Here is a 21,547-nt window from a genome sequence, read left to right on the forward strand (position 1 = left end):
CGCCCTATGCGGCTCCGGCGAACTCCGAGAACCAAATCCGCTCGACACGCGTTGTCCGCGCATGACGCTTGCGTGGGGTGAAGAGACCGGATGAGAAGCGAGGTCGAGTTGCAGGACGGGGCCCCGGCCGGCGGCCGTCGCCCCTCTATTTTCGTGCCCGGCCGCAACTGCCGGCAGGTCACCACCGCCCGGCACGCTGCCTTCCTGATCGATGCCGAGGCCTATTTCGGCGAGCTTGAAAAAGCGCTCCGCCTGGCCAGGAGGTCGATCTTCATCATTGGCTGGGACTTCGACGCGAGGATACAGCTTCGCCCACAGGACGGCCCTGATGCGCCGAGGCTTGGTGAGATGCTGCGCCGGCTGGTGGAGGAGCGCCCGGAGCTGGAGGTGCATGTTCTGGTCTGGAGCCTTGCGGCCGTCCATGCGCCGGGCGCCACGATCCCCCTCGTCTTCGGTTCGGATTGGGACGACCACCCGCGCATCCATCTGCGGCTCGATACGCGGCATCCGCTCTATGCCGCCCACCATCAGAAGATCGTCACGATCGATGACTCGCTCGCCTTCATCGGCGGCATGGACCTGACCATCGGCCGCTGGGACACCCAGCGGCATGCAGCCGGTGATCCGCGGCGGTTCTGGCCCGACGGATCGCCCTACAATCCGGTGCACGACCTGCAGATGGCGATCGACGGACCGGCCGCCCGCGCCATCGCCCGCGTGGCGCGGGACCGCTGGCGGGCAGCGATCGGCGAGGATATTCCGTTGGGCCCGTCCGAAGAAAGGTGGCCGGAAGGCCTGTCTCCCACGTTTTCCGACATTCCTGTCGCCGTCGCGCGCACGGTGCCGGGCCTTGCCGGCCGTAAGGGTGTGGAGGAAGCCGCCAGCTTGACGGAGGACCTCTTCTACGCTGCAAGGCGGAGCGTCTATATCGAGGCGCAGTACTTTACGGCCAAGCGCCTCAGGAAGGTGCTGCGCAAGGTGCTCTCCAGGCCGGACGGTCCGGAAATCGTCGTGATCTGCACCCGCCATGCCCACGGCTTTATCGAGCGCTTTATCATGGGGGCCAACCGCGAGCGCCTTCTGCGCAGCTTGAAGTCGTATGACCGCCATGGGCGGCTGCGCGTCTACTGCCCGGCGCTCGATGGGCCGCAGGATCAAGGCGTCATGCTCGTCCATGCAAAGCTGATGATCGTCGACGACCGCTTCCTGCGCATTGGCTCAGCCAACCTCAACAACCGCTCCATGGGCCTCGACACCGAATGCGATATCGTCATCGAAGCGGACCGGGAGGAAACGGCGGAGGCGATCGCCGAGTGCCGCGATCGCCTGCTCGCCGAGCATCTCGACGTCGATCCGGCCGTGGTGCGCCAGACGGTGCGGCGCGAGGGATCCCTCATCCGCACCATTGAGCGGCTCAACAAGCAGAGCGGCCGATGCCTCTGCCCGCTTACGGTCGACAAGGGCGCGACCCGTTCCTTTCCCGGTACGCGCCTGCTCGATCCCGAACGACCTTACCGTTTCCTGGAATGGCTGCGGTCGCTGTGGAAGGGCCGTGCCGGTCAGGCCGCGCCGGAGGCCCGCTCGCGCCGCCCGTCAGACAACAGCGCTTCCGAAGAGATGAGCAGGATGCCGCCAAGCACCAGCGGCAGAAGGAAATAGACGAAGCGGAACACGAGAACCGCGCCGATCAGGTTATCGTTGGGCAACAGGTACAGCACCACGCTTTCGATCACGCCCAGGCCGCCTGGCGCATGGGTGATCAGCGTGGCGACATTGGCGCTCACATATACAGCCGCCACTTCGAGATAGGGCACATCCGCCAAGGCGGAGATCGCCTGATGGAGCGCTCCCGCGACGAAGGCGAAGTTGAGAGTGCCGATGACAATCTGTGGCAGGGCGAGCCGGAAGTTCGGCATCTCAAGCCGCCGTCCCCGGATTTCGACAGCGCGGCCGCCAAAGATGCAGGACAAAAGCAGATAAAAGGCAGGCACTGCGATGCAGCAGGCCCCGATGAAATAGACCAGGGCAGGCGATATGCCGATGACCTCCTCAGCAAGAGCGGCGTTTGTGAGCAGCCCCACGCCGCCGAGCACGGAGAGGCCGAGACCTACCGTAGCCCCGCAGAAGACGATGACCTTCGCCACTTCTTCTCCGCCCAGCCCCCATCGGGAATAGAAGCGGTAGCGGATCGCACCGCTGCTTAGCGCCGCAAGTCCGATATTGTGGCCGAGGGAAAGGCTGGTGAACGACGCCAGGGCGGCGCGCGGATAGGAGAGCGGGTGGCCGGCGTAACGCAGCGCCAACCAGTCGAAGCCGGTCAGGCAGAGATAGCTCGCGGCGGTGAAGCCGAGAGCGAACAGCAGCCGCTCCAGCGACACGGAAGTGACCGCCGCCACGACCTCTTCCCACTTGTATTGCGAAAGGGTGCGGTAGAGGAGAAAGGCGGCGAACAGAACGGCGGCCACGGCAAGTGCGTAACCCAGATAGCGGCGGTATGGATGGCGTGATCTCAACGATGAACCCCCTGACACGCTCACTAGAACGCGCTTGATGGGCGATCCGATCCCACGAAGAAAAAGCGCCCGTGCGCTCAACGATCCGGGAAGTTGCGCGTTGAGCGGCCATGACATCTCACACCAAGGATGCCCCGCTCGAAATCTCGCAGGACCTGGCAGGATTGCCGCAGCAGGCAAGCTCCCGCGCTGGTCTCGTGCGGGTAATGACCTGGAATATTCACGGGGGCGTCGGGCTCGACGGCCGGCTCGATTTGCAGCGGATCGTCGCTCTCGTGCGCAAGCACGCCCCCGACCTGATGGCCCTGCAGGAGGTGGGCACACGGCGCAAAACCGACGGTTCGGCAGAGGCGTTCGGGTTTCTGGCGGAGGCGCTCGGCAGCCATATGGCCGAAAGCCGGCTGGTGACCGCGCCGGATGGCAATTACGGGCACGCGCTCATCTGCCGCTGGCCGCTGAGCGGCGTCGCCTGCCACGATATCTCCTACCGTCGGCGCGAACCGAGGGCGGCGATCGCGGCAGTGGCCGAAACCCCCTTCGGTGCGTTGCATGTCATCGCCGCGCATCTGGGGCTGAGCTTCGCCGAACGCCGGCATCAGGCGCAGCTGTTGGCCGCGCTCGTGCGCTCCGGGACCGAACGCACCGTGGTGCTGGGCGACCTCAACGATTGGCTTTGGCGGGGTTCTGTGCAGACGACGTTGAACCGCCTGTTCCCCGGCCACACGCATCTAAGAACATTCCCCGCCTTTTGGCCGGTTCTTTCGCTCGATCGGATCTATTGCCGCCCTCGCGAGATGCTGGCGAAGCAATGGACGGATCCGTCTGCTCGTACCGCTTCCGATCACCTGCCGGTCATCGCGGATCTCGCGATGGGAACGACCGAAACGGCCGATCTTCCTTGATGAGAGGGAACGCCTCAGCTTTGCGGCGGTTCGGCTTGTATCAGAAGAGGGAGGCAGTCTTATGCAGATCATTCCGACCAGAACCCATGGGGTGCTCGACTATCTCGTCGGGCTGCTGCTTATAGCGGCTCCGTGGCTGCTGGGCTTTGCCGATGGAGGTCCGGCGCAATGGGTGCCGGTGATCCTCGGCCTCGCGGCCATCATCTACAGCCTTCTGACCAATTATGAACTCGGCGTCGTCAAACTCATTCCGATGCCGGGGCATCTCGCTCTCGATATCGGCAGCGGCCTGCTGCTTGCCGCCTCCCCCTGGCTGTTCGGCTTCGCCGACGTGGTCGCCTGGCCCCATCTGGTGTTCGGTCTGCTGGAGATCGCCATTGCCGCATTCACTCACCGCAGGCCAGATTACGCGTCGCTAGGGCAAAATGCTGCTGGGCTGTCCGCAAGCAAACGGCATTAAAGCTTGACATAAGAGCCGGATCAGGCAGTAAAGCCCACAGGCGGTGTTGGCTGCTGCGCGGCGAGGGAAGTTGATCGCCGGACTAGCCATTTCAGTTGGTGGCCCTGAACGGATTCCCTTGCTTTTGCGGCCGCGGGTGGCGCTGCTCCTTGCGTGAATCCGTCGCATCGCACACTCCGAAGTGACTTCGCTTGGAGAATGTGCCACATTTTGTACCCAATTTGTCCTGCATCTGCCGCCCTCGAAGCAGCAGAAGGGACATCTGCCCATGACGAGGGAGCCGCTGGACATGGCAACGATCGCGCTTGTTGATGACGACCGGAACATTCTGACGTCCGTCTCAATCGCGCTGGAATCCGAAGGCTATCGCGTGGAAACCTATACGGATGGGGCCTCGGCGCTGGAAGGCCTCAGCGCCCGCCCGCCGACGCTCGCCATCCTCGACATCAAGATGCCGCGCATGGACGGAATGGAGCTTCTGCGCCGGCTGCGCCAGAAGACGGATCTTCCGGTGATCTTCCTCACCTCCAAGGACGACGAGATCGACGAGCTGTTCGGCCTGAAGATGGGCGCGGACGATTTCGTCAGAAAACCCTTTTCGCAACGGCTTCTGGTCGAGCGCGTACGCGCCGTTCTGCGGCGCGCCAGCGCGCGCGAAAGCGGCGCCAAGGCGCCCGACAAGCAGTCGCGCTCGCTTGAGCGCGGCCATCTCATCATGGACCAGGAGCGCCATACCTGCACCTGGAAGGGCGAGGCGGTGACATTGACCGTCACCGAATTCCTCATCCTGCATGCGCTGGCGCAGCGTCCAGGCGTGGTGAAAAGCCGCGACGCGCTGATGGATTCGGCGTATGACGAACAGGTTTATGTGGACGACCGCACGATCGACAGCCACATCAAGCGCCTGCGCAAGAAGTTCAAGGCGGTGGATGGCGAGTTCGACATGATCGAGACGCTCTACGGCGTCGGTTACCGGTTTAGAGAAGTGTAGCCACGAGCTGAATGGCCATTGAGGCACAACATAGAAGCGGATTTTCTGCACAAGCCAAATCGGGGCGCGCGACCCCCTGGCTTTTCAGCCGCCTTGCTGTGCCCATCCGGCGTGTGCTGGGACACTACATGTTTTCCAGCCTCACGCGGCGCATCCTTATCCTCAATTTCACCGCCATCGGCGTGCTGGTGGTCGGGGTGCTCTACATCAACCAGTTCCGCGACGCGCTGGTCGATGCCCAGATCGAGAGCCTGAGAACCCAGGGCCGCATCATTGCCGGCGCCATCGCCGCTTCGGCGACGGTGGAGACGGATGCGATCATGATCGATCCGGAGAAGCTGCTGGAACTGCAGGCAGGCCAGGAACTCACGCCTGGCTCGGACCAGCTGGACAGCCTCGATTTCCCCATCAATCCGGAGAAGGTGGCGCATCTTCTGCGTCGTTTGATAAACCCCGACAGGACGCGCGCGCGCATCTATGACGACAAGGCCAATCTGGTGCTCGACTCGCGCCAGCTCTACTCGATCTTGCGCTATGACCTGCCCGCGGTGGACGGCGATGAGAAGGGTTTTTTCGAAAAGGTTTGGGAAAGCCTGAGCGCATACTTCCACCCGAACGACCTGCCCATCGATCGCGAGCAGCCGGGCGGCACGGGCGTCGCCTATGAGGAGGTGATGACGGCGCTCAAGGGCGGCGAGCCCGAAGCCGTGCGGCGCCGCAGCCCCGAAGGCGAATATATCATCTCGGTGGCCGTCCCCATCCAACGTTTCCGCGCGGTCGTCGGCGTGCTCCAGCTCTCGACCCAGGGCGACATAGACCGCATCATCGCCGCCGAGCGGCGGGCGGTCCTGCGCGTCTTCGCGGTGGCGGCGGTCGTAACCGCCGTGCTCTCACTGCTGCTTGCCTCCACGATTGCAAACCCACTGCGCCGGCTTTCCGCCGCGGCGATCCGCGTGCGCAGGGGCGTCAGCAAGCGCGAGGAGATTCCCGACTTCTCGCATCGGCAGGATGAGATTGGAAACCTTTCCATCGCGCTGCGCGATATGACCAAGGCACTTTACGCGCGCATCGACGCGATCGAGAGCTTTGCGGCCGATGTGGCGCATGAGCTGAAAAACCCGCTCACCTCTCTCGGCAGTGCGGTCGAGACCCTGCCGCTCGCCAAGGACCAGCGCTCGCGCGATCGCCTGATGGAGATCATTCAGCACGATGTGCGCCGGCTCGACCGCTTGATCACGGATATTTCCGACGCATCGCGGCTCGACGCCGAATTTGCGCGCGAGGACTCCGAGCCGATCGACCTGCAGAAATTCCTGCGCGACCTGGTCTCCGTGGCGCGCGAGGTGGGCGGCAGCAAAAAGAAGGTGGAGATCGAATTCAAGACCGAGGGAAAGCCGGGGCAGCATTACATCGTGCAGGGCCACGACCTCCGTCTCGGGCAAGTCGTCACCAATCTGATCGAGAATGCCCGCTCATTCGTGCCGGACGAGGGCGGCCGCATCACCCTCACGCTGTCTCGTATCCAAAGCCGCATACTGCTCACGGTGGATGACAACGGGCCGGGCATCCGGGCAGACAGCATCGAACGCATCTTCGAGCGCTTTTATACCGACCGACCGGCCGGCGAAGCCTTCGGCCAGAACTCCGGTCTGGGGCTTTCGATCAGCCGGCAGATCGTCGAGGCGCATGGTGGGACGCTGACCGCGGAGAACATCCCCGGGAGCAAGCCGGGCGAGTTGCGCGGCGCGCGCTTTGTGATCTCGCTTCCCGCCGAAGGCTGATCGTGCCGGTGAACCACCACGGCAGCCTTGTGCTCGCCGGCGACCGCGGCATCTTCATCATCGGCCCGTCGGGCTCGGGCAAGACAAACCTTGCGCTGGCGCTTCTCGGCCACTGCCTCGCCTCGGGGCGCTTTGCGCGGCTCGTTGCCGATGATCAGATCCTGCTCTCCGTCAGTGGCGGCCGGCTGATCGGCAGAGCACCCTCGACGATCGGCGGGTTTGCGGAGGCGCGCGGCTTCGGTCCCGCGTCCCTGCCGCACGAGCCCGCCGCCCTGCTCGATCTCGTGGTTCGGCTGGTGCCAGCACCGGCTGCGCCCCGTTTCCAGCAAGGTGAAACTGTGACCCTCGAGGGGGTGGACCTGCCCTGCCTCGATTTGGCTGAGCGCGAAGCCGGGAGTGCGGTTCTGGCCATATCCGCCATGCTTTCCCTGCCGCCTTTTGGATGAATACGTCGGCGCGCGGCCAAAATCGGTCAAATCGGGCAGTTTTGGGCTTGTCAACGCCCGGCGCGTTGACAAGATAGCGCCCCTGCCGTGTTGAGGCGGTGGCAGCGCGATGGCAGGGGGTGACGCCGAGACCGCATGGCCATTGAAACGGAGTAACGGTTTGACAGCCTCAGGGCACGAAGACGGGGCGCATCAAGACCCCAGCAAACGCGGGTTGGCCGAAAAACGGGGCCGGGAAACTCGATGATCGGCATCGTTCTCGTCACGCACGGACGGCTGGCGGAGGAATTCCAACACGCGCTTGAGCATGTCGTTGGGCGGCAGGACAATCTCGAGACGGTATCAATCGGCGCCGAAGACGACATGGAGCAGCGCCGTCGCGATATCATAGATGCCGTGCGGCGGGCCGACACCGGTGCCGGTGTCATCATCCTCACCGACATGTTCGGAGGCACCCCCTCCAATCTCGCCATATCGGTCATGGACGCCGGTCGGATAGAGGTGATCGCCGGCATGAATCTGCCCATGCTGATAAAGCTTTCCAGCGTGCGCGCCGAGGATAACATGACGCGGGCGCTCGAAGAGGCGCAGACCGCGGGCCGCAAATACATCAACGTGGCGAGCCAACTGCTCAACGGCAAATGACGGACGCCCCTCCCAAACCCGCAGCGGACGACGTCGTCACGCGTGAGTTCGCCATCGTCAACCAGCGTGGCCTCCACGCACGGGCCTCGGCAAAATTCGTCCAACTCGTCAGCGGCTATGACGCAAGGGTGATGGTGGAGAGGGACGGCATCTGCGTCGGAGGGACATCAATCATGGGCCTGATGATGCTCGCCGCAAGTCCCGGCTGCACCATCCGTATCTCCGCCAGCGGGCGGGATGCGGTGGAAGTGCTCGATGCTCTGGGCGATCTAATAGCGGAGCGATTCGGCGAGGAGATCTGAGGCGACACCAAGCCGTGCACATGCAGGGATAAAGATTTCCTTATATGATTGTCGCCCGCTGCGCGATCTGTTAGGCAGGCCGTAACTGCCGCGCCCCCTCGGGGCCGTTCAAGAACCAAGCTGGAGTTTAAGCCGATGGCTGCCAATGACTATGTCGTTGCCGATATGTCCCTTGCCGCATGGGGCCGCAAGGAGATGGAGATCGCCGAGACCGAGATGCCGGGCCTCATGGCCTGCCGTGAGGAGTTCGGCGCGTCGCAGCCTCTGAAGGGGGCGCGCATCACCGGGTCCCTACACATGACGATCCAGACGGCGGTGCTGATCGAGACGCTGAAGGCCCTCGGCGCCGAGGTTCGCTGGGCCTCCTGCAACATTTTCTCCACCCAGGATCACGCTGCCGCCGCCATCGCGGCGACGGGCACACCGGTTTTCGCCGTCAAGGGCGAGACACTGGAGGAATATTGGACCTATACGGACCGCATCTTCCAGTGGCCGGACGGCCAGCCCACCAACATGATCCTCGACGACGGCGGCGACGCGACCATGTACATCCTGCTCGGCGCCCGCGCTGAGGCCGGCGAGGACGTGCTTTCGAAGCCCGGCAGCGAGGAAGAAGAGATCCTCTTTGCGCAGATCAGGAAGCGCATGGCCGAGACGCCAGGCTTCTTCACGCGTCAGCGGGAGGCCATCCGCGGCGTGACGGAGGAGACGACCACCGGGGTCAACAGGCTCTACCAGCTGCAGAAGAAGGGATTGCTTCCCTTCCCGGCCATCAATGTGAACGACTCCGTCACGAAGTCGAAATTCGACAACAAGTACGGCTGCAAGGAATCCCTGGTGGATGGCATCCGCCGCGCCACCGATGTGATGATGGCCGGCAAAGTGGCTGTCGTCTGCGGCTATGGCGACGTAGGCAAGGGCTCCGCCCAGTCCCTGGCCGGCGCCGGCGCGCGCGTGAAAATCACGGAGGCCGATCCGATCTGTGCCTTGCAGGCAGCCATGGACGGATTCGAGGTGGTCACGCTGGACGAGGCCGCGCCAACCGCCGACATTATCGTCACGGCGACGGGCAATAAGGACGTCGTGACGCTGGATCACATGCGCAAGATGAAGGACATGGTGATCCTCGGCAATATTGGTCACTTTGACAACGAGATCCAGGTGGCTTCGCTGCGCAATTTCAAATGGACCAACATCAAGCCGCAGGTTGACCTGATCGAATTCCCCGACGGCAAGCGGATCATCCTGCTTTCCGAAGGCCGGCTACTCAATCTGGGCAATGCCACTGGCCATCCAAGCTTCGTCATGTCGGCTTCTTTTACCAACCAGGTGTTGGCGCAGATCGAGCTTTGGACCCGTGGAAGCCAGTACGAGAACAAGGTCTACGTGCTTCCAAAGCACCTGGACGAGAAAGTCGCTCGGCTGCATCTGGACAAGCTCGGCGCCAGGCTGACCGAGCTTTCACCGGATCAGGCCGCTTATATCGGTGTCAGCCCGCAGGGTCCGTTCAAGCCCGAGCACTACAGGTACTGATTGCTATCAAAGCTTTGCGCAATGTGAGCAGGGCCCTGAACGCCTTGGCCCGGCCTCATTTTTGTCGCGAGCCCTTCTTCACGCCGATTCCTGCACCCTGTAGAGTGCGCTGATTCGAGGGAATGCCGATCATCGGTCGGTGCGTTTCGGGGCGGTCTTGATCATCGGGCGGCGGAGAGGAGCGAGGCATGCCGAGGCTGGACCCGCACGGCGGCGGGGCTGCTGGGCCTCAGGCCCATAGGAAGATTCGAGGGCGAAGGGCGGGCAGGTGGGCGTGGCCGTTGCTGCCGGCCTTGGGCAGCACGGCGCTGACCTGGAATATCGCTGCCGCCCAGCAGGGCATGATTTCCGTCGGCACGCCGCAGATCATCCAGCTTTCCATCATCGCGGGTGTTATGGGCGCTGCGCTTTTTTGCGCGATCTGGCTCATTCGCGAGCGTGGCCGCACCGCAGCCGAGAATGTGGAGCTCAAAAGCCGCGTCGCGGAACTCTCCAACGCGCTCTCCCGCGCGGAGGCGCTGCTCAATCTCAAGGACCAGCGTATAGTGGTCTGGTCCGGGGCCGCGGACCGCCCTTCCGTTGTCGGCGAGCTTCCCGCCGACAGCGGCGCCCCGCATGACCGCAGTACCTTCCTTGCCTTCGGCCGCTGGCTGATGCCGAAATCCGCTTCGGCGCTCGATCGCGCGGCGACGGCGCTGCGCGATCATGGAACCGCTTTCGACCTCGTCGTCGAGACGCGCAAGGGTCCATTGCTGGAGGTGCAGGGACGCAAGTCCGCGCTGCATTCGGTGATCCGCTTCGTCTCTCTCTCGGCCATTCAGGCAGAGCACGCCAGACTGAAACTCGATCATCAGCGTCTGCGCGTCGATCACGACAGCATTCTGGGCCTGCTCAACGCCCTCGACATGCCGTTCTGGCTGCGCGACGAGGCCGGTCGGCTCAAATGGGTGAACGCGGCCTATGCGCGCGCGGTGGAAGCCGACGACCTGGGAACCGCGGTCCGCGAGGGACGCGAGCTTCTGCCGACCTCCGCACGCACCGCCCTGGAGCAGCATCACCGGGACAAGCCCGTCTTCCGCGAGCCGCTTTCGACCGTCGTCAGGGGCGATCGCCGCGTCTTCACCGTCACCGATTTCGCCGGCCGCGACGGCAGCGCCGGCATCGCGCTCGACACGAGCGATACGGATGCGCTGCGGCGCGAATACGAAAGCAGCGTGCGCAGCCATTCCGATACGCTCGATCAGCTGACGACTGCCGTCGCTATCTTCGGTGCGGACCAGAAGCTGCGCTTCTACAATCAAGCTTTCCAGAAACTGTGGGGACTCGATCCGGCATTTCTGGACAGCCGGCCAGAGAACGCGCTGCTCCTCGACCGGTTGCGGAGCGACGGAAAGCTCGCCGAACAACCGGAGTGGCGGCGCTGGAAGGAGCAGCTCCTTTCCGCCTATCGCTCGGTGGAGCCGCAGGAGCACTGGTGGCATCTGCCCGACGGGCGCACGATCCGCGTGGTTGCGAGCCCGCAGCATAAGGGCGGGGTCACGTGGGTCTTCGAGAACCTGACTGAAAAGATCGATCTGGAAAGCCGTTATAACGCCATCGTGCAGGTGCAGAGCGAAACGCTGGACAATCTTGCCGAAGGGGTGGCGGTGTTTGGCTCGGATGGCCGCCTTCGCCTTTCCAATCCAGCCTTCCGAACATTGTGGGGCATTCCAGAGAGGCTGATCGGCCCGGACATCCACATTTCCGTGCTGAAGGCGGCCTGCGATCCCGTCGCAGTGGAAAGCCCATGGGGGAACTTCGTCGCCGCCGTCACCGGCTTTGATGATGAGAGGCGCGACAGCCACGGCCGCACCGAGCTGATCAATGGCACGGTACTGCATTATGCGATCGTGCATCTGCCCAATGGACAGGTGATGCTTACGTTCGTGGACGTCACCGACAGCGTGAATGTGGAACGCGCGCTGAAGGAGAAGAACGAGGCGCTGGAACGCGCCGACAAGCTGAAGAACGATTTCGTGCAGCACGTGTCATACGAGCTGCGTTCGCCGCTCACCAATATCATAGGCTTCACCGAGCTTCTGGCGCTGGAAACCACCGGGCCCCTGACCCCGCGCCAGCGCGAATATGTGGACCATATCGGCTCCTCCTCCTCGCTCCTGCTCACCATCGTCAACGATATTCTCGATCTGGCGACCGTCGACGCCGGCATCATGGAGCTGGAAATCGGCGAGGTGCAGATCCGGCCGATCGTGACAGCGGCGGCGGAACTCGTGGCGGACCGGCTGCGCGAGCACAACATCTCGCTGGAGCTTGCGGTGGACGCGGCGCCGGTCAGCTTCTATGCGGACGAAAACCGCATCCGGCAGATCCTCTACAACCTGCTCAGCAATGCCGCCAATTACGCGCCGCAAGGCGGCAGGATAACGCTTTCGGCGAAGCGGGTGGACGATGCCGTGGAGTTCCGTGTCCATGATGACGGCCCCGGCATGCCACCCGAGGTGCTGCAAACCATCTTCAAGCGCTTTGAGCCGCGCAGCAATGGCGGCCGCCGGCGCGGCGCGGGGCTCGGCTTGTCCATCGTGAAGAGCTTCGTGGAGCTTCATGGAGGCAGCGTGGATGTGGACACCGGCCCCGGACGCGGTACGACCGTGATTTGCCGTTTCCCGCTGGCGCCCACGCGGGTCCGCGCTGCGGCGGAATAATGCAGTTCTTTGCGCGCTTTCTGCCCGACGAGCAGGCGACGGATCTGCTGGGGGACGACCTCGCCTTGGCGCTGCGGCCCGGGGACGTCCTGGCGCTCAGCGGCGATCTCGGAGCCGGCAAGACGACGCTTGCGCGCGCCCTCATCCGGGCGATCGCGGGCGAACGGCAGCTCGAAGTGCCGAGTCCCACTTTCACGCTCGTGCAGAGCTACGCGCTGCGCATTCCCGTGCACCATTTCGACCTCTACCGACTTGCCCAGCCGGAAGAGTTGGAGGAACTGGGATTTGCCGAAGCGCTGGCCGAGGGGATCGTCCTCGTGGAATGGCCAGAGCGCGCGCCTGGCGCTTTCGCGAATGCCATTGCCCTTGTCCTGCGCGAGAGCGGCGCTGGGCGGGAGGCGGAGATCTCGGCGCCGCCCGGCGCAGCGGAGCGGATTGCCCATTCCCTGGCTATCCGCGATTTTCTTGACCGGGCGGGATACACCGGCGCGCGCCGGACCTATCTCCTGGGGGACGCTTCGGTCCGTGCCTATGAAACCATATCGACCGAGGACCACCGCCTCATCCTTATGGACGCGCCGCAAAGGCGCGACGAGCCAATCGTGCGCGATGGGCTGCCCTACAGCCGCATCGCCCGGCTGGCCCAGTCGGTGACCGCCTTTGTCGGCGTGGCCAACGCGCTGCGCGATGCGGGCTTTTCCGCTCCGTGCATCCATGCGCAGGATCTCGATCAGGGCCTGCTTTTGACCGAGCATCTGGGTGATGAGCATTTTCTGGGCTCACAGGGAACACCCATCCCGGAGCGCTATCTCGCGGCAGCCGAACTCCTGGCAGGGCTGCATGAGCGTAAGTGGCCGCAAAGCTTTCCGGTGGCCGAGGGGCTGGATTATTCTCCGCCGCCCTACGACCACGCCGCATTGGGGATCGAAACGGAGTTGCTGCTCGATTGGTACCTGCCTTTCGTGAAGGATCGCCCTGCAAGCCAGTCGGAACGCGACGAATTTAGCCGGCTATGGGAAAGCCTCTTCAGACGGCTGCAACAGGCTGAGCAGGGCCTCGTCCTGCGCGATTTCCACTCGCCCAATATCATCTGGCGCGGCGAAAAGCAGGGACTCGACCGGCTGGGCCTTGTCGATGTGCAGGATGCGGTCTGGGGGCCGGCTGCCTATGATGTCGCGTCGCTTGCCCTCGACGCGCGCGTGACCGTCCCGGAGCCGCTCGAAGCGGCGATCCTTGCGGCCTATTGTGCCGCGCGCCGGTCGCCACGCTTCGACCGCGCCGCTTTCGAGGAGGCTTATGCCATCACTGCCGCCCAGCGGAACACCAAGCTGCTCGGTATATTCGTGCGGCTTTCGCAGCGCGACGGCAAGCCGTTCTATCTGCGCCATCTGCCTCGCATCCGTACCTATCTGAACCGGGTTTTGGAGCACCCCACTCTTGCCGGTCTTCGCGCCTTCTACCACGAACAGCGCTTTCTGGATGGAGAGGTCGAATGACGGTGCCGGAAAAGGCCATGGTGCTTGCGGCGGGGCTCGGCCTTCGCATGCGGCCGCTGACCGAAACAATGCCGAAGCCGCTGATTTCCGTGGGCGGCAAGGCGCTCATCGACTGGGGCCTCGACGCGCTGAAGCAGCAGGGGGTCGGCACGGCGGTCGTCAATGTCCATCACCTTGCGGATATGATGCTCGCCCACTTGGCCCGCCGCAGCGAACCCCGCATCGTTATCTCCGACGAGCGCGAGACACTGCTCGATTCCGGCGGCGGGATCGTGAAGGCGCTGCCCTATCTTGGGGAAAAGCCCTTTTTCATCCTCAATGCCGACACATTCTGGATCGACCGCTCGGAAGGCAATCTCGACCGGCTGGCGCGAGCGTGGGATCCCCTGCACATGGATATTCTGATCCTGCTCGCCGATCCGGCATTCGCGACAGGCCATACGGGCAGGCTGGATTTCACCATGGAGCATGAGGGGCGGCTGAAGCGCGCAGGCGCAGGCGAGACTGGCTTCATCTATGCCGGAGCCACCATACTCCATCCGCGCATGCTCGCCGGCGCGTCCGCTGCTCCGCATTCGCTCAACCTTTATTTCGACCGCGCCATCGCCGCCGGGCGGATGTTCGGCCTGCCGCTCGATGGACACTGGATCACCGTCGGCACGCCAGACGCGATCGCCCCGGCCGAAGCCGTGTTGCGGCGCCTCGGCGTGGTCTCGTGAACTCTCTCCGCACCGCACCGCGCGTCTTCTCCATTCCGCCTGGCGTTCCCTTCCTGCCGGCTGTTGCCGACGCGCTCCTCGCCGGCCGCCTCGTTCCCGGTTTCCGCTATGACGGCGACCCGCTGGCGCTGGCTGACGCGACGATCTATCTGCCGACCCGGCGTGCGGCGCGGGAGCTCCGGAGCGTGTTCGTCGAGCGGCTTGGCGGGGTGTCCGCCATTCTTCCCGTGATCCGCCCCTTGGGCGAGTTCGAAGCCGAGCTTGCTGATCTGGACGCGGAAGCCGGCGTCGCGGCGCTCAACCACGCGCCTCCCATCCCGAAGCTTGACCGCATCCTGTTGCTCGGCCGTCTGGCGCAGGCGTGGAAGGCTCGAGTGCCCGCACATGTGGCCGCGCTTTTCGAGGAGGGCGTGGTCGTCCCGGCTTCGGTGAGCGACGGTCTTTGGCTCGCCCGCGATCTCGCCGGCCTCATGGACGATGTGGAGACCGAGGAGGCCGACTGGTCAAGGCTCGCCGATCTCGTCCCGCAGGAGCTCGCCGGCTGGTGGCAGGTCACGCTCGAATTTCTCGAGATCGTCACGCGGCTCTGGCCCGATTTGCTTGCCGAGCGGGGACGCTCCAATCCCGCGGCGTACCGCAATGCGATGCTGGCGGCCGAGGCCTCTCGGCTTGTCCGCAACCCGCCGCGCGGACCGGTCATCGCCGCCGGGTCGACCGGCTCCATCCCGGCCACGGCGCGCCTGCTGGGGACGATTTCCCGTCTTGCGAGCGGTGCTGTGGTGCTGCCCGGGCTCGACCTCGAGCTGGACGACGCCTCCTGGCAGGCGGTGGGCGCGAGCGAGGAACCTTCCTCCTGTGGCCATCCGCAGTTCGGCCTGAAGAAGCTAATCGCCACCATTGGGGTGACGCGTATGGCGGTCGAGGAACTCGCCAGGCCTGAGGCCGCGCTGGCCGCCCGGCGGAGGATTTTGAGCGAGGCGCTGCGGCCGGCGGAGACGACGGAACTCTGGGCGGCCAACCGGCAGGCCGTGGATCGGGCGCTGGACGACGGCGCCCTGGCCGGGGTCAGCCTCATCGAGGCGGCAAATGAGCGCGAGGAGGCGGCGGCCATCGCCGTCGCTCTGCGCCAAGCGATAGCCCGCGAGGGGGCCAATGCGGCGCTTGTCACGCCCGACCGGGCGCTCGCCCGGCGCGTTGCGGCGGAGCTGCGTCGCTTCGGCATCCGGGCTGACGATTCGGGCGGTTCCCTCCTTGCCGACAGCGTGCCGGCCACGCTGCTGCGCCTGATGCTGGAGGCGGTCTGCCGGCCTCGCGAGCCGGTGGTGATCGTCGCGATGCTGAAACACCCGCTGCTGCGGGTGGGGCTGGCACGCGAGACGGTTCGCAGGGCAGCGGAACTGATAGAACTCGGCGCCCTGCGCGGAGGGACCGGCCGTCCGGACGTGACCGCACTGGCAGAACTTTTCGAGCAGCGCTACAAAGCCGCCCTGAAGAACGCGCGGAAGCCGTTCTGGATAAGCCGGCTAACAAGGCGGGACGTCAGTGACGCGCGGCAGGTCCTTTCAGCCATAGAGAAGGCGATCGCGCCGCTGGCAAGGCTGAGGTCGTCCGGGCCAATCGGCCTGCCGGAACTCGCCCGTGCGTCCGTTGAGGCGCTTGAAGGCCTAGCGCGGGATGCGGACGGTGCGGTGACTGATCTTTATCGCGGCGAGGCGGGCGAGGCGCTGGCGCGCTTCCTGCGCGAGGTCGTGGAAAGTCAATCCAGCACCGCCGTGGAGCTTTCCGAATGGCCGGATGTACTCTCCGCGTTGATCGCCGGGGAAGTTGTGAAGCCGGCAATGGGCGCGGATCACCGGGTGGCGATCTGGGGCACGCTGGAAGCGCGGTTGCAGAGCGTCGACACGCTGGTGCTGGGCGGCCTGAACGAGGGCACATGGCCGCAAGTGCCGCCGTCCGATCGGTTCATGTCGCGCCTCATGAAGGGCGAACTCAAGCTTGAGCCGCCGGAGCGGCGCATCGGCCTTGCCGCCCATGATTTCATGATGGCGCTTGGCGCGCCGGAAATCGTGCTTGCCCGTTCCGCGCGCTCGGAAGGCGCGCCGGCCGTGGCCTCGCGCTGGCTGCAGCGCCTCGCCGCCTGCGCCGGCCCCGCGGAAACCGCTGCCATGCGGGCGAGGGGGCAGCGCTTCATCGCTTGGGCCCACGCACTCGAAGAGCGCGAGGATGTTCCCTTTGCGCGCCGCCCCTCCCCAAAGCCACCGCTCGAAGCCCGGCCGCGGCGCTTCTCCGTCACGGAGATCGAGACGTTGCGGCGCGATCCTTACGCGGTCTATGCCCGGCGCATCCTCGGCCTCTTTCCGCTCGACCCGCTCATCCGCGATCCCGGCGCGGCTGAGCGGGGTACCCTCTTCCACGATATCCTGCAGGTTTTCGTCCAGTCGGGCGTCGAGCCCGATGCGCCCGACGCGTTGGAGCAGCTTCTCGATGCCGGGCGCCGGCTCTTCGCTGAAACGAAACTCCCCGTAGACGTCCAGGCGGTCTGGTGGCCGCGCTTCGAGCGCACGGCCCATGGCGTGATCGGCTGGGAGCGCACCCGGGCAGGAGGCATCGCGGTCCGGCATGCCGAGATTCGTGCCTCCCCTATCGAGGTGGGCGCAACGGGCAAGCTGCTTTCCGGCCGCGCGGATCGCATCGATGTGCGGCGCGACGGCCGCGCCGATATCATCGACTACAAGACCGGCTCGACTCCATCCAAGGTGCAGGCGCATCGCCTCCTGGCGCCGCAGCTTGCGCTTGAGGCGGCGCTGCTCGCCCGTGGTGCCTTCACCGGGCTGGGCAGCCCGCCGCCCGCGGAACTCCTCTATGTGCGGCTGAAGGCGAACGGTTCGGTCGAGCCGGAATCGATATTGAAGGTCAAAGACAGCGAGAAAACAGGGCCCGAGCTTGCCGAGGAAGCATGGCAAAGGCTCGAAAAGCTGCTTGCCTGGTATGACAATCCGGAAGCCGGCTACCTTTCTCGTGCGCTGCCCTTCAAGGAAGGAGACATGGAGGGCGATTACGACCATCTGGCGCGCGTGCTGGAATGGTCGGCGGGTGGCGATGCCGAAGAAGGGGAGACGGCGGGATGAAGGAGAAATTCCGCATTCCCGAAGAGACGCTGCGAGCCCAGGCGCTCGCCTCCGATCCGGGGCTTTCAGCCTGGGTGTCCGCCAATGCCGGTTCTGGCAAGACCCATGTGCTTGCCCAGCGCGTCATCAGGCTGCTGCTCAAGGGCACCGACCCCTCAAAGATCCTTTGCCTGACCTATACGCGCGCGGCCGCCGCCAATATGGCCAACCGCGTCTTCGACAATCTGGCCAGCTGGAGCCTTCTGTCCGACGAAGCCCTCGCCGGGGAGGTGGCGAAGCTGGAGGGGCGGTGGCCCGGGCCGGAAAAGCTGCGCCGGGCGCGCCAGCTCTTCGCCCGCGCGTTGGAAACGCCGGGCGGGCTGAAGATCCAGACCATCCACGCCTTCTGCGAAGCGATCCTCCACCAGTTTCCGCTGGAGGCCAATATCGCCGGCCACTTCGAGCTGCTCGACGAGCAGATGGAGGAGGCGCTGTTTGCCGAAGCCCGGCGCGATCTTCTGACCAGTATCGCGACCGAGAAGGACGGGCCGATGGCGGAGGCTTTCGCTGAAGTGCTGGAGCGCGGCGGCGAGAGCGGCATGCAGGCGCTGCTCGCCGAGATCGTTGCCAAGCGTGACGACCTGCGGCACTTCATCGATGAGGTGGCGGACGAGGGCACTCCCTATGCGGCGCTTCTCGCCGAGTTCGGCTTTGATGCGGACGAGAGGGCAGACGCGATAGCCCGTTCCGTCTGGCCGCTTCCCGGCTTCAGCCCGCAGGAATTCGGGCGCTTCGTGCAGGCGGCGGAGGCGAGCGATGCCAGGGCAGTGCTGAACAACATCGTCCCCTCCGCCTCGCAAGCCTTTGCGGAGACCGACCCTGTGCTCCGCCTCGACCTGCTGAAGAAGGGCTTCTTTACCGACAAAGGTGAGCTCTATGGGGAGAAGGCTTTCAAGGCGGAGCTGAAGAGCAGGCTGCCGGGCGTCTACGAGCGCTATTCGCAGGCGGCGGAGACGCTCCGCCAGGCCTGCGATCGGCTGGCGCTTTTCCGGATGCTGAGCGCCACGACGGCAGCGCTCAGGATCGCCGACGCGCTGATCGCCCGCTACGAGCGGCTGAAGCGCGCGCGCGGCTTCCTTGATTTCAACGATCTCATCATGCGCACGGTGCGGCTGCTTTCGCGTGGCGATGTCGGACCCTGGGTGCAGTACAAGCTCGATCGCGGCATCGACCACATCCTCATTGACGAGGCGCAGGATACCAGCCCCGAGCAGTGGAGGATCGTGCGGCATCTTGCGGAAGAGTTTTTTGCCGGCAAAGGAGCGCGCGACGGGATCGGGCGCACCATCTTCGCCGTCGGCGATGAGAAGCAGTCCATCTACTCCTTTCAAGGCGCGGAGCCGGACGCTTTCGCCGAGAGCGGGATGAGCTTCAAGAAACGTGTGCCGGAGGCCGGTGGCCGCTTCGAGCGCGTGCGGCTCACACGCTCCTTTCGCTCGACCGAGGACGTGTTGCGCGCGGTCGATCTCGTCTTCTCGCGCGAGGAGGCCCGGCGCGGGCTGACGCGGGACCCCGAGCCGATAGAACACAAGGCCATTCGCGAGAACGCCCCCGGCTATGTGGAGGTCTGGTCGCCGCTCAGCCCGGACATCGTGGAAGAGCCTGACGACTGGACCCAGGCCGTCGACCATGCCTCCGCGCCTGCCGCCCGCCTGGCAGAGGTGATCGCGGCCAGGATCCAGGGCTGGCTCAAGAACGGCGAGGTGCTGGAGGGCAAGGCCCGGCATCTCAGGCCGGGCGATATCATGGTCCTGGTCAGGAAGCGCGACCGCTTCGTCCATGCGCTTTCACGCAGCCTGAAGAACCGGAGGATTTCGGTGGCCGGCGCCGATCGCCTGCGGCTCACCGCGCATATCGCCGTCAAGGATCTGATGGCGCTCGGACGCTTCCTTCTGCAGCCGCATGACGATCTTTCACTTGCTGCCATACTGAAAAGCCCGCTCTTCGGGCTCGACGAGGAGGCGCTCTTCCGCCTTGCCTGGCCGCGCGCGGAAGACGTCTCGCTCTTTGCCGCGCTGAGGGAAAAGGCAAGGGCCGATCAGCGGCTCGCGGCGATCGTCGAGATGCTGGTAGCATGGCAGTCCGACGCCGTGTTCAAGCCGGTCTTCGAGTTCTACGCGGGCGTACTCGTGGGCACGGCGGAGCGCGAAGGCGCGCGCAGTAGCTTCGTCGCCCGTCTCGGGCACGAGGCCGACGATATCCTGGACGAATTCCTGTCTTTCTGCCTCACGGCGGAAAAGACGGGGCTCATGGGGCTTGAGGCGTTCCTCGACACGCTCGAAGGAGCCGCGCCCGAGATCAAGCGCGAGATGGATCAGTCGCGCGACGAGATCCGCATCATGACTGTGCATGCGGCCAAGGGTCTCGAAGCACCGGTGGTCTTTCTGGTCGATCCGGGCAGCGCTCCGGTCAGCAACAACCATATGCCCTGCCTGATGCCGTTCCGCATGAAGGACAGTCCGGTGAAGGGATTCCTCTGGCGGCAGGGGAAGGACCTCGCCAATTCCGTGGCGCGCCGGTTCGAGGCGGAGGTTCGGGAAAAGGCGGCGGAGGAATACCGCCGCCTGCTCTATGTCGGCATGACCCGCGCCGAGGACCGGCTGATCGTCTGTGGCTATCACGGCGTGCGCGGTCCGGCGCCCTCCACATGGCACACTCTCGTGCGCAACGCCTTCCTTCAGCAGCCGGGAACCGTCGAGCTCGCCGATCCGGAAATCTGCGCGCCGGTGCTGCGCTTTCAGGTGACGCCGCCTTCAGCAAAGCTGCCGGCGGAGAGTGCGCCGGCGGAGATCGCTTCTTTCCCCTTGCCGCCCGAACTGCTGCAGCCGCTGCCCCCGCCGCCGCCCACCCTTCCGCGCCCGCTATCGCCTTCGGGCGCCGCCGTGCTCATCGAGGGCGAACACGAAACCACGGCGTTGAAGCGGTCGCCGGTGCTGGACGGCGCCGTCGAGCCGGGGCTGGCGCTCGCGCGCGGCAATGCGGTGCACCGCTTGCTGCAGATCCTTCCCGAGCTGCCGCCCCACGAGCGGGAGGCCGCGGCCCGGCTCTATCTCCAGCGGGTCGGGGCGGCCTGGCCCGATGCGGAGCGGGAAAACGCCTTCCGCTCCGTGCTGGCGGTTCTGGAAGACGCGGACTTCGCGCCGATCTTCGCGCCTGGCTCGCGCGCGGAAGTATCGCTTATGGGTGAGCTTCAGCTGGGGCGTGTTCGCCGCGCAGTGAGCGGCAAGGTCGACCGTCTTGCCGCGACGGAACATGAGGTCTTGCTGGTCGACTACAAAACCAACCGGCCCCCGCCGGAAAACTTGGACGAGGTGCCCGACGCCTATATCGCGCAGATCGCGCTCTATGCCGAGCTCTTGAAGCCACTCTATCCGGGCAGGCGCATCTCCGCGGCCCTGCTCTTCACGGAGGCGCCGCGCCTTATTCCCGTAGGCGGCGAAGCCATGGCCGCGGCGCTTGCCCGACTCGCGGGAGCGTGAGAAAAGAACCGCTTGAAGTCATCCCCGCTGCTCCCCACATCCGGAGCAACGCTTTCGAGACAAGGAGAGCCTGATGGCCACCGTGAAGGTCGATACCGGCAATTTTCAGTCCGACGTTCTGCAGGCGAGCGAGCCTGTGGTCGTGGATTTCTGGGCGGAATGGTGCGGCCCATGCAAGATGATCGCTCCCGCGCTCGAAGAGATTTCGACGGAGATGCAGGGCAAGGTGAAGGTCGCCAAGCTCAATATCGACGAGAATCCGGAACTCGCGGCCCGCTACGGCGTGCGCTCGATTCCCACGCTCATGCTGTTCAAGAACGGCGAAGTGGCGGATATGAAGGTGGGCGCAGCCCCGAAGACCGCTCTTTCGGCCTGGATTGGCGGCGCGGTAGCCTGACTAGCCCGCATTCT

16 protein-coding genes are annotated in these 21,547 nt (G+C 65.0%); 15 read left to right on the top strand and 1 reads right to left on the bottom strand.

All coding sequences use genetic code 11. The features are described from left to right. Nucleotides 1–90: 90 nt before the first annotated feature. Complete coding sequence (locus tag RIN79_RS18330) at nucleotides 91–1,659, top strand: phospholipase D-like domain-containing protein (protein WP_309086132.1); 1,569 nt, start codon at nucleotides 91–93, stop codon at nucleotides 1,657–1,659. Here RIN79_RS18330 and RIN79_RS18335 read toward each other — a convergent pair. Then, nucleotides 1,560–2,513: a lysylphosphatidylglycerol synthase domain-containing protein gene (locus tag RIN79_RS18335; RefSeq protein ID WP_309086133.1), complete on the bottom strand. Its 954-nt coding sequence runs from the start codon at nucleotides 2,511–2,513 to the stop codon at nucleotides 1,560–1,562. The genes RIN79_RS18330 and RIN79_RS18335 overlap by 100 nt on opposite strands. Before the next feature lie 164 nt (nucleotides 2,514–2,677). Here RIN79_RS18335 and RIN79_RS18340 point away from each other — a divergent pair, with 164 nt between their 5' ends. From RIN79_RS18340 to trxA, 14 genes are all read left to right on the top strand, one after another. Then, nucleotides 2,678–3,415 (top strand): endonuclease/exonuclease/phosphatase family protein, encoded by a 738-nt coding sequence (locus tag RIN79_RS18340; RefSeq protein ID WP_309086134.1) that lies wholly within the window; start codon nucleotides 2,678–2,680, stop codon nucleotides 3,413–3,415. A gap of 61 nt (nucleotides 3,416–3,476) precedes the next feature. Continuing rightward, entirely contained in the window at nucleotides 3,477–3,875 is a 399-nt protein-coding gene (locus RIN79_RS18345) for an SPW repeat protein (RefSeq protein WP_309086135.1), read from the top strand. Nucleotides 3,876–4,164: 289 nt separating this feature from the next. Then, nucleotides 4,165–4,866 (top strand): response regulator transcription factor, encoded by a 702-nt coding sequence (locus RIN79_RS18350; RefSeq protein ID WP_309086159.1) that lies wholly within the window; start codon nucleotides 4,165–4,167, stop codon nucleotides 4,864–4,866. An 11-nt stretch (nucleotides 4,867–4,877) separates the two neighbouring features. Next, nucleotides 4,878–6,647, top strand: coding sequence for a sensor histidine kinase (locus RIN79_RS18355; protein ID WP_309086136.1), 1,770 nt, complete (start codon nucleotides 4,878–4,880; stop codon nucleotides 6,645–6,647). A gap of 2 nt (nucleotides 6,648–6,649) precedes the next feature. Further along, the gene (locus tag RIN79_RS18360; RefSeq protein ID WP_309086137.1) at nucleotides 6,650–7,093 is read left to right on the top strand and encodes an HPr kinase/phosphatase C-terminal domain-containing protein; all 444 of its coding nucleotides are present in this window, start codon (nucleotides 6,650–6,652) and stop codon (nucleotides 7,091–7,093) included. A gap of 243 nt (nucleotides 7,094–7,336) precedes the next feature. Continuing rightward, nucleotides 7,337–7,738 carry a PTS sugar transporter subunit IIA gene (locus RIN79_RS18365; protein ID WP_309086138.1) on the top strand — a complete coding sequence of 134 codons (402 nt, stop codon included), beginning with the start codon at nucleotides 7,337–7,339 and terminating at the stop codon, nucleotides 7,736–7,738. After that, nucleotides 7,735–8,040, top strand: coding sequence for an HPr family phosphocarrier protein (locus RIN79_RS18370; RefSeq protein WP_309086139.1), 306 nt, complete (start codon nucleotides 7,735–7,737; stop codon nucleotides 8,038–8,040). The genes RIN79_RS18365 and RIN79_RS18370 overlap by 4 nt, the downstream gene beginning before the upstream one ends. A 135-nt stretch (nucleotides 8,041–8,175) precedes the next feature. Then, entirely contained in the window at nucleotides 8,176–9,573 is a 1,398-nt protein-coding gene (ahcY, locus tag RIN79_RS18375) for an adenosylhomocysteinase (RefSeq protein WP_309086140.1), read from the top strand. 188 nt (nucleotides 9,574–9,761) lie between these two features. Beyond that, nucleotides 9,762–12,275: an ATP-binding protein gene (locus RIN79_RS18380; protein ID WP_309086141.1), complete on the top strand. Its 2,514-nt coding sequence runs from the start codon at nucleotides 9,762–9,764 to the stop codon at nucleotides 12,273–12,275. Continuing rightward, nucleotides 12,275–13,771 (top strand): tRNA (adenosine(37)-N6)-threonylcarbamoyltransferase complex ATPase subunit type 1 TsaE, encoded by a 1,497-nt coding sequence (gene tsaE, locus RIN79_RS18385; protein ID WP_309086142.1) that lies wholly within the window; start codon nucleotides 12,275–12,277, stop codon nucleotides 13,769–13,771. Before RIN79_RS18380 ends, tsaE begins: the two co-directional genes overlap by 1 nt. Further along, nucleotides 13,768–14,490, top strand: a complete 723-nt coding sequence (locus RIN79_RS18390) for a nucleotidyltransferase family protein (RefSeq protein WP_309086143.1) — start codon at nucleotides 13,768–13,770, stop codon at nucleotides 14,488–14,490. The genes tsaE and RIN79_RS18390 overlap by 4 nt, the downstream gene beginning before the upstream one ends. After that, nucleotides 14,487–17,618, top strand: coding sequence for a double-strand break repair protein AddB (gene addB, locus RIN79_RS18395; RefSeq protein ID WP_309086144.1), 3,132 nt, complete (start codon nucleotides 14,487–14,489; stop codon nucleotides 17,616–17,618). Before RIN79_RS18390 ends, addB begins: the two co-directional genes overlap by 4 nt. Continuing rightward, nucleotides 17,615–21,136: a double-strand break repair helicase AddA gene (gene addA, locus RIN79_RS18400; protein ID WP_309086145.1), complete on the top strand. Its 3,522-nt coding sequence runs from the start codon at nucleotides 17,615–17,617 to the stop codon at nucleotides 21,134–21,136. Before addB ends, addA begins: the two co-directional genes overlap by 4 nt. Before the next feature lie 73 nt (nucleotides 21,137–21,209). Next, entirely contained in the window at nucleotides 21,210–21,533 is a 324-nt protein-coding gene (trxA, locus tag RIN79_RS18405; RefSeq protein ID WP_309086146.1) for a thioredoxin, read from the top strand. Nucleotides 21,534–21,547 lie beyond the last annotated feature (14 nt).

Source organism: Chelativorans sp., from assembly GCF_031180965.1.
Lineage (GTDB): Bacteria > Pseudomonadota > Alphaproteobacteria > Rhizobiales > Rhizobiaceae > Chelativorans.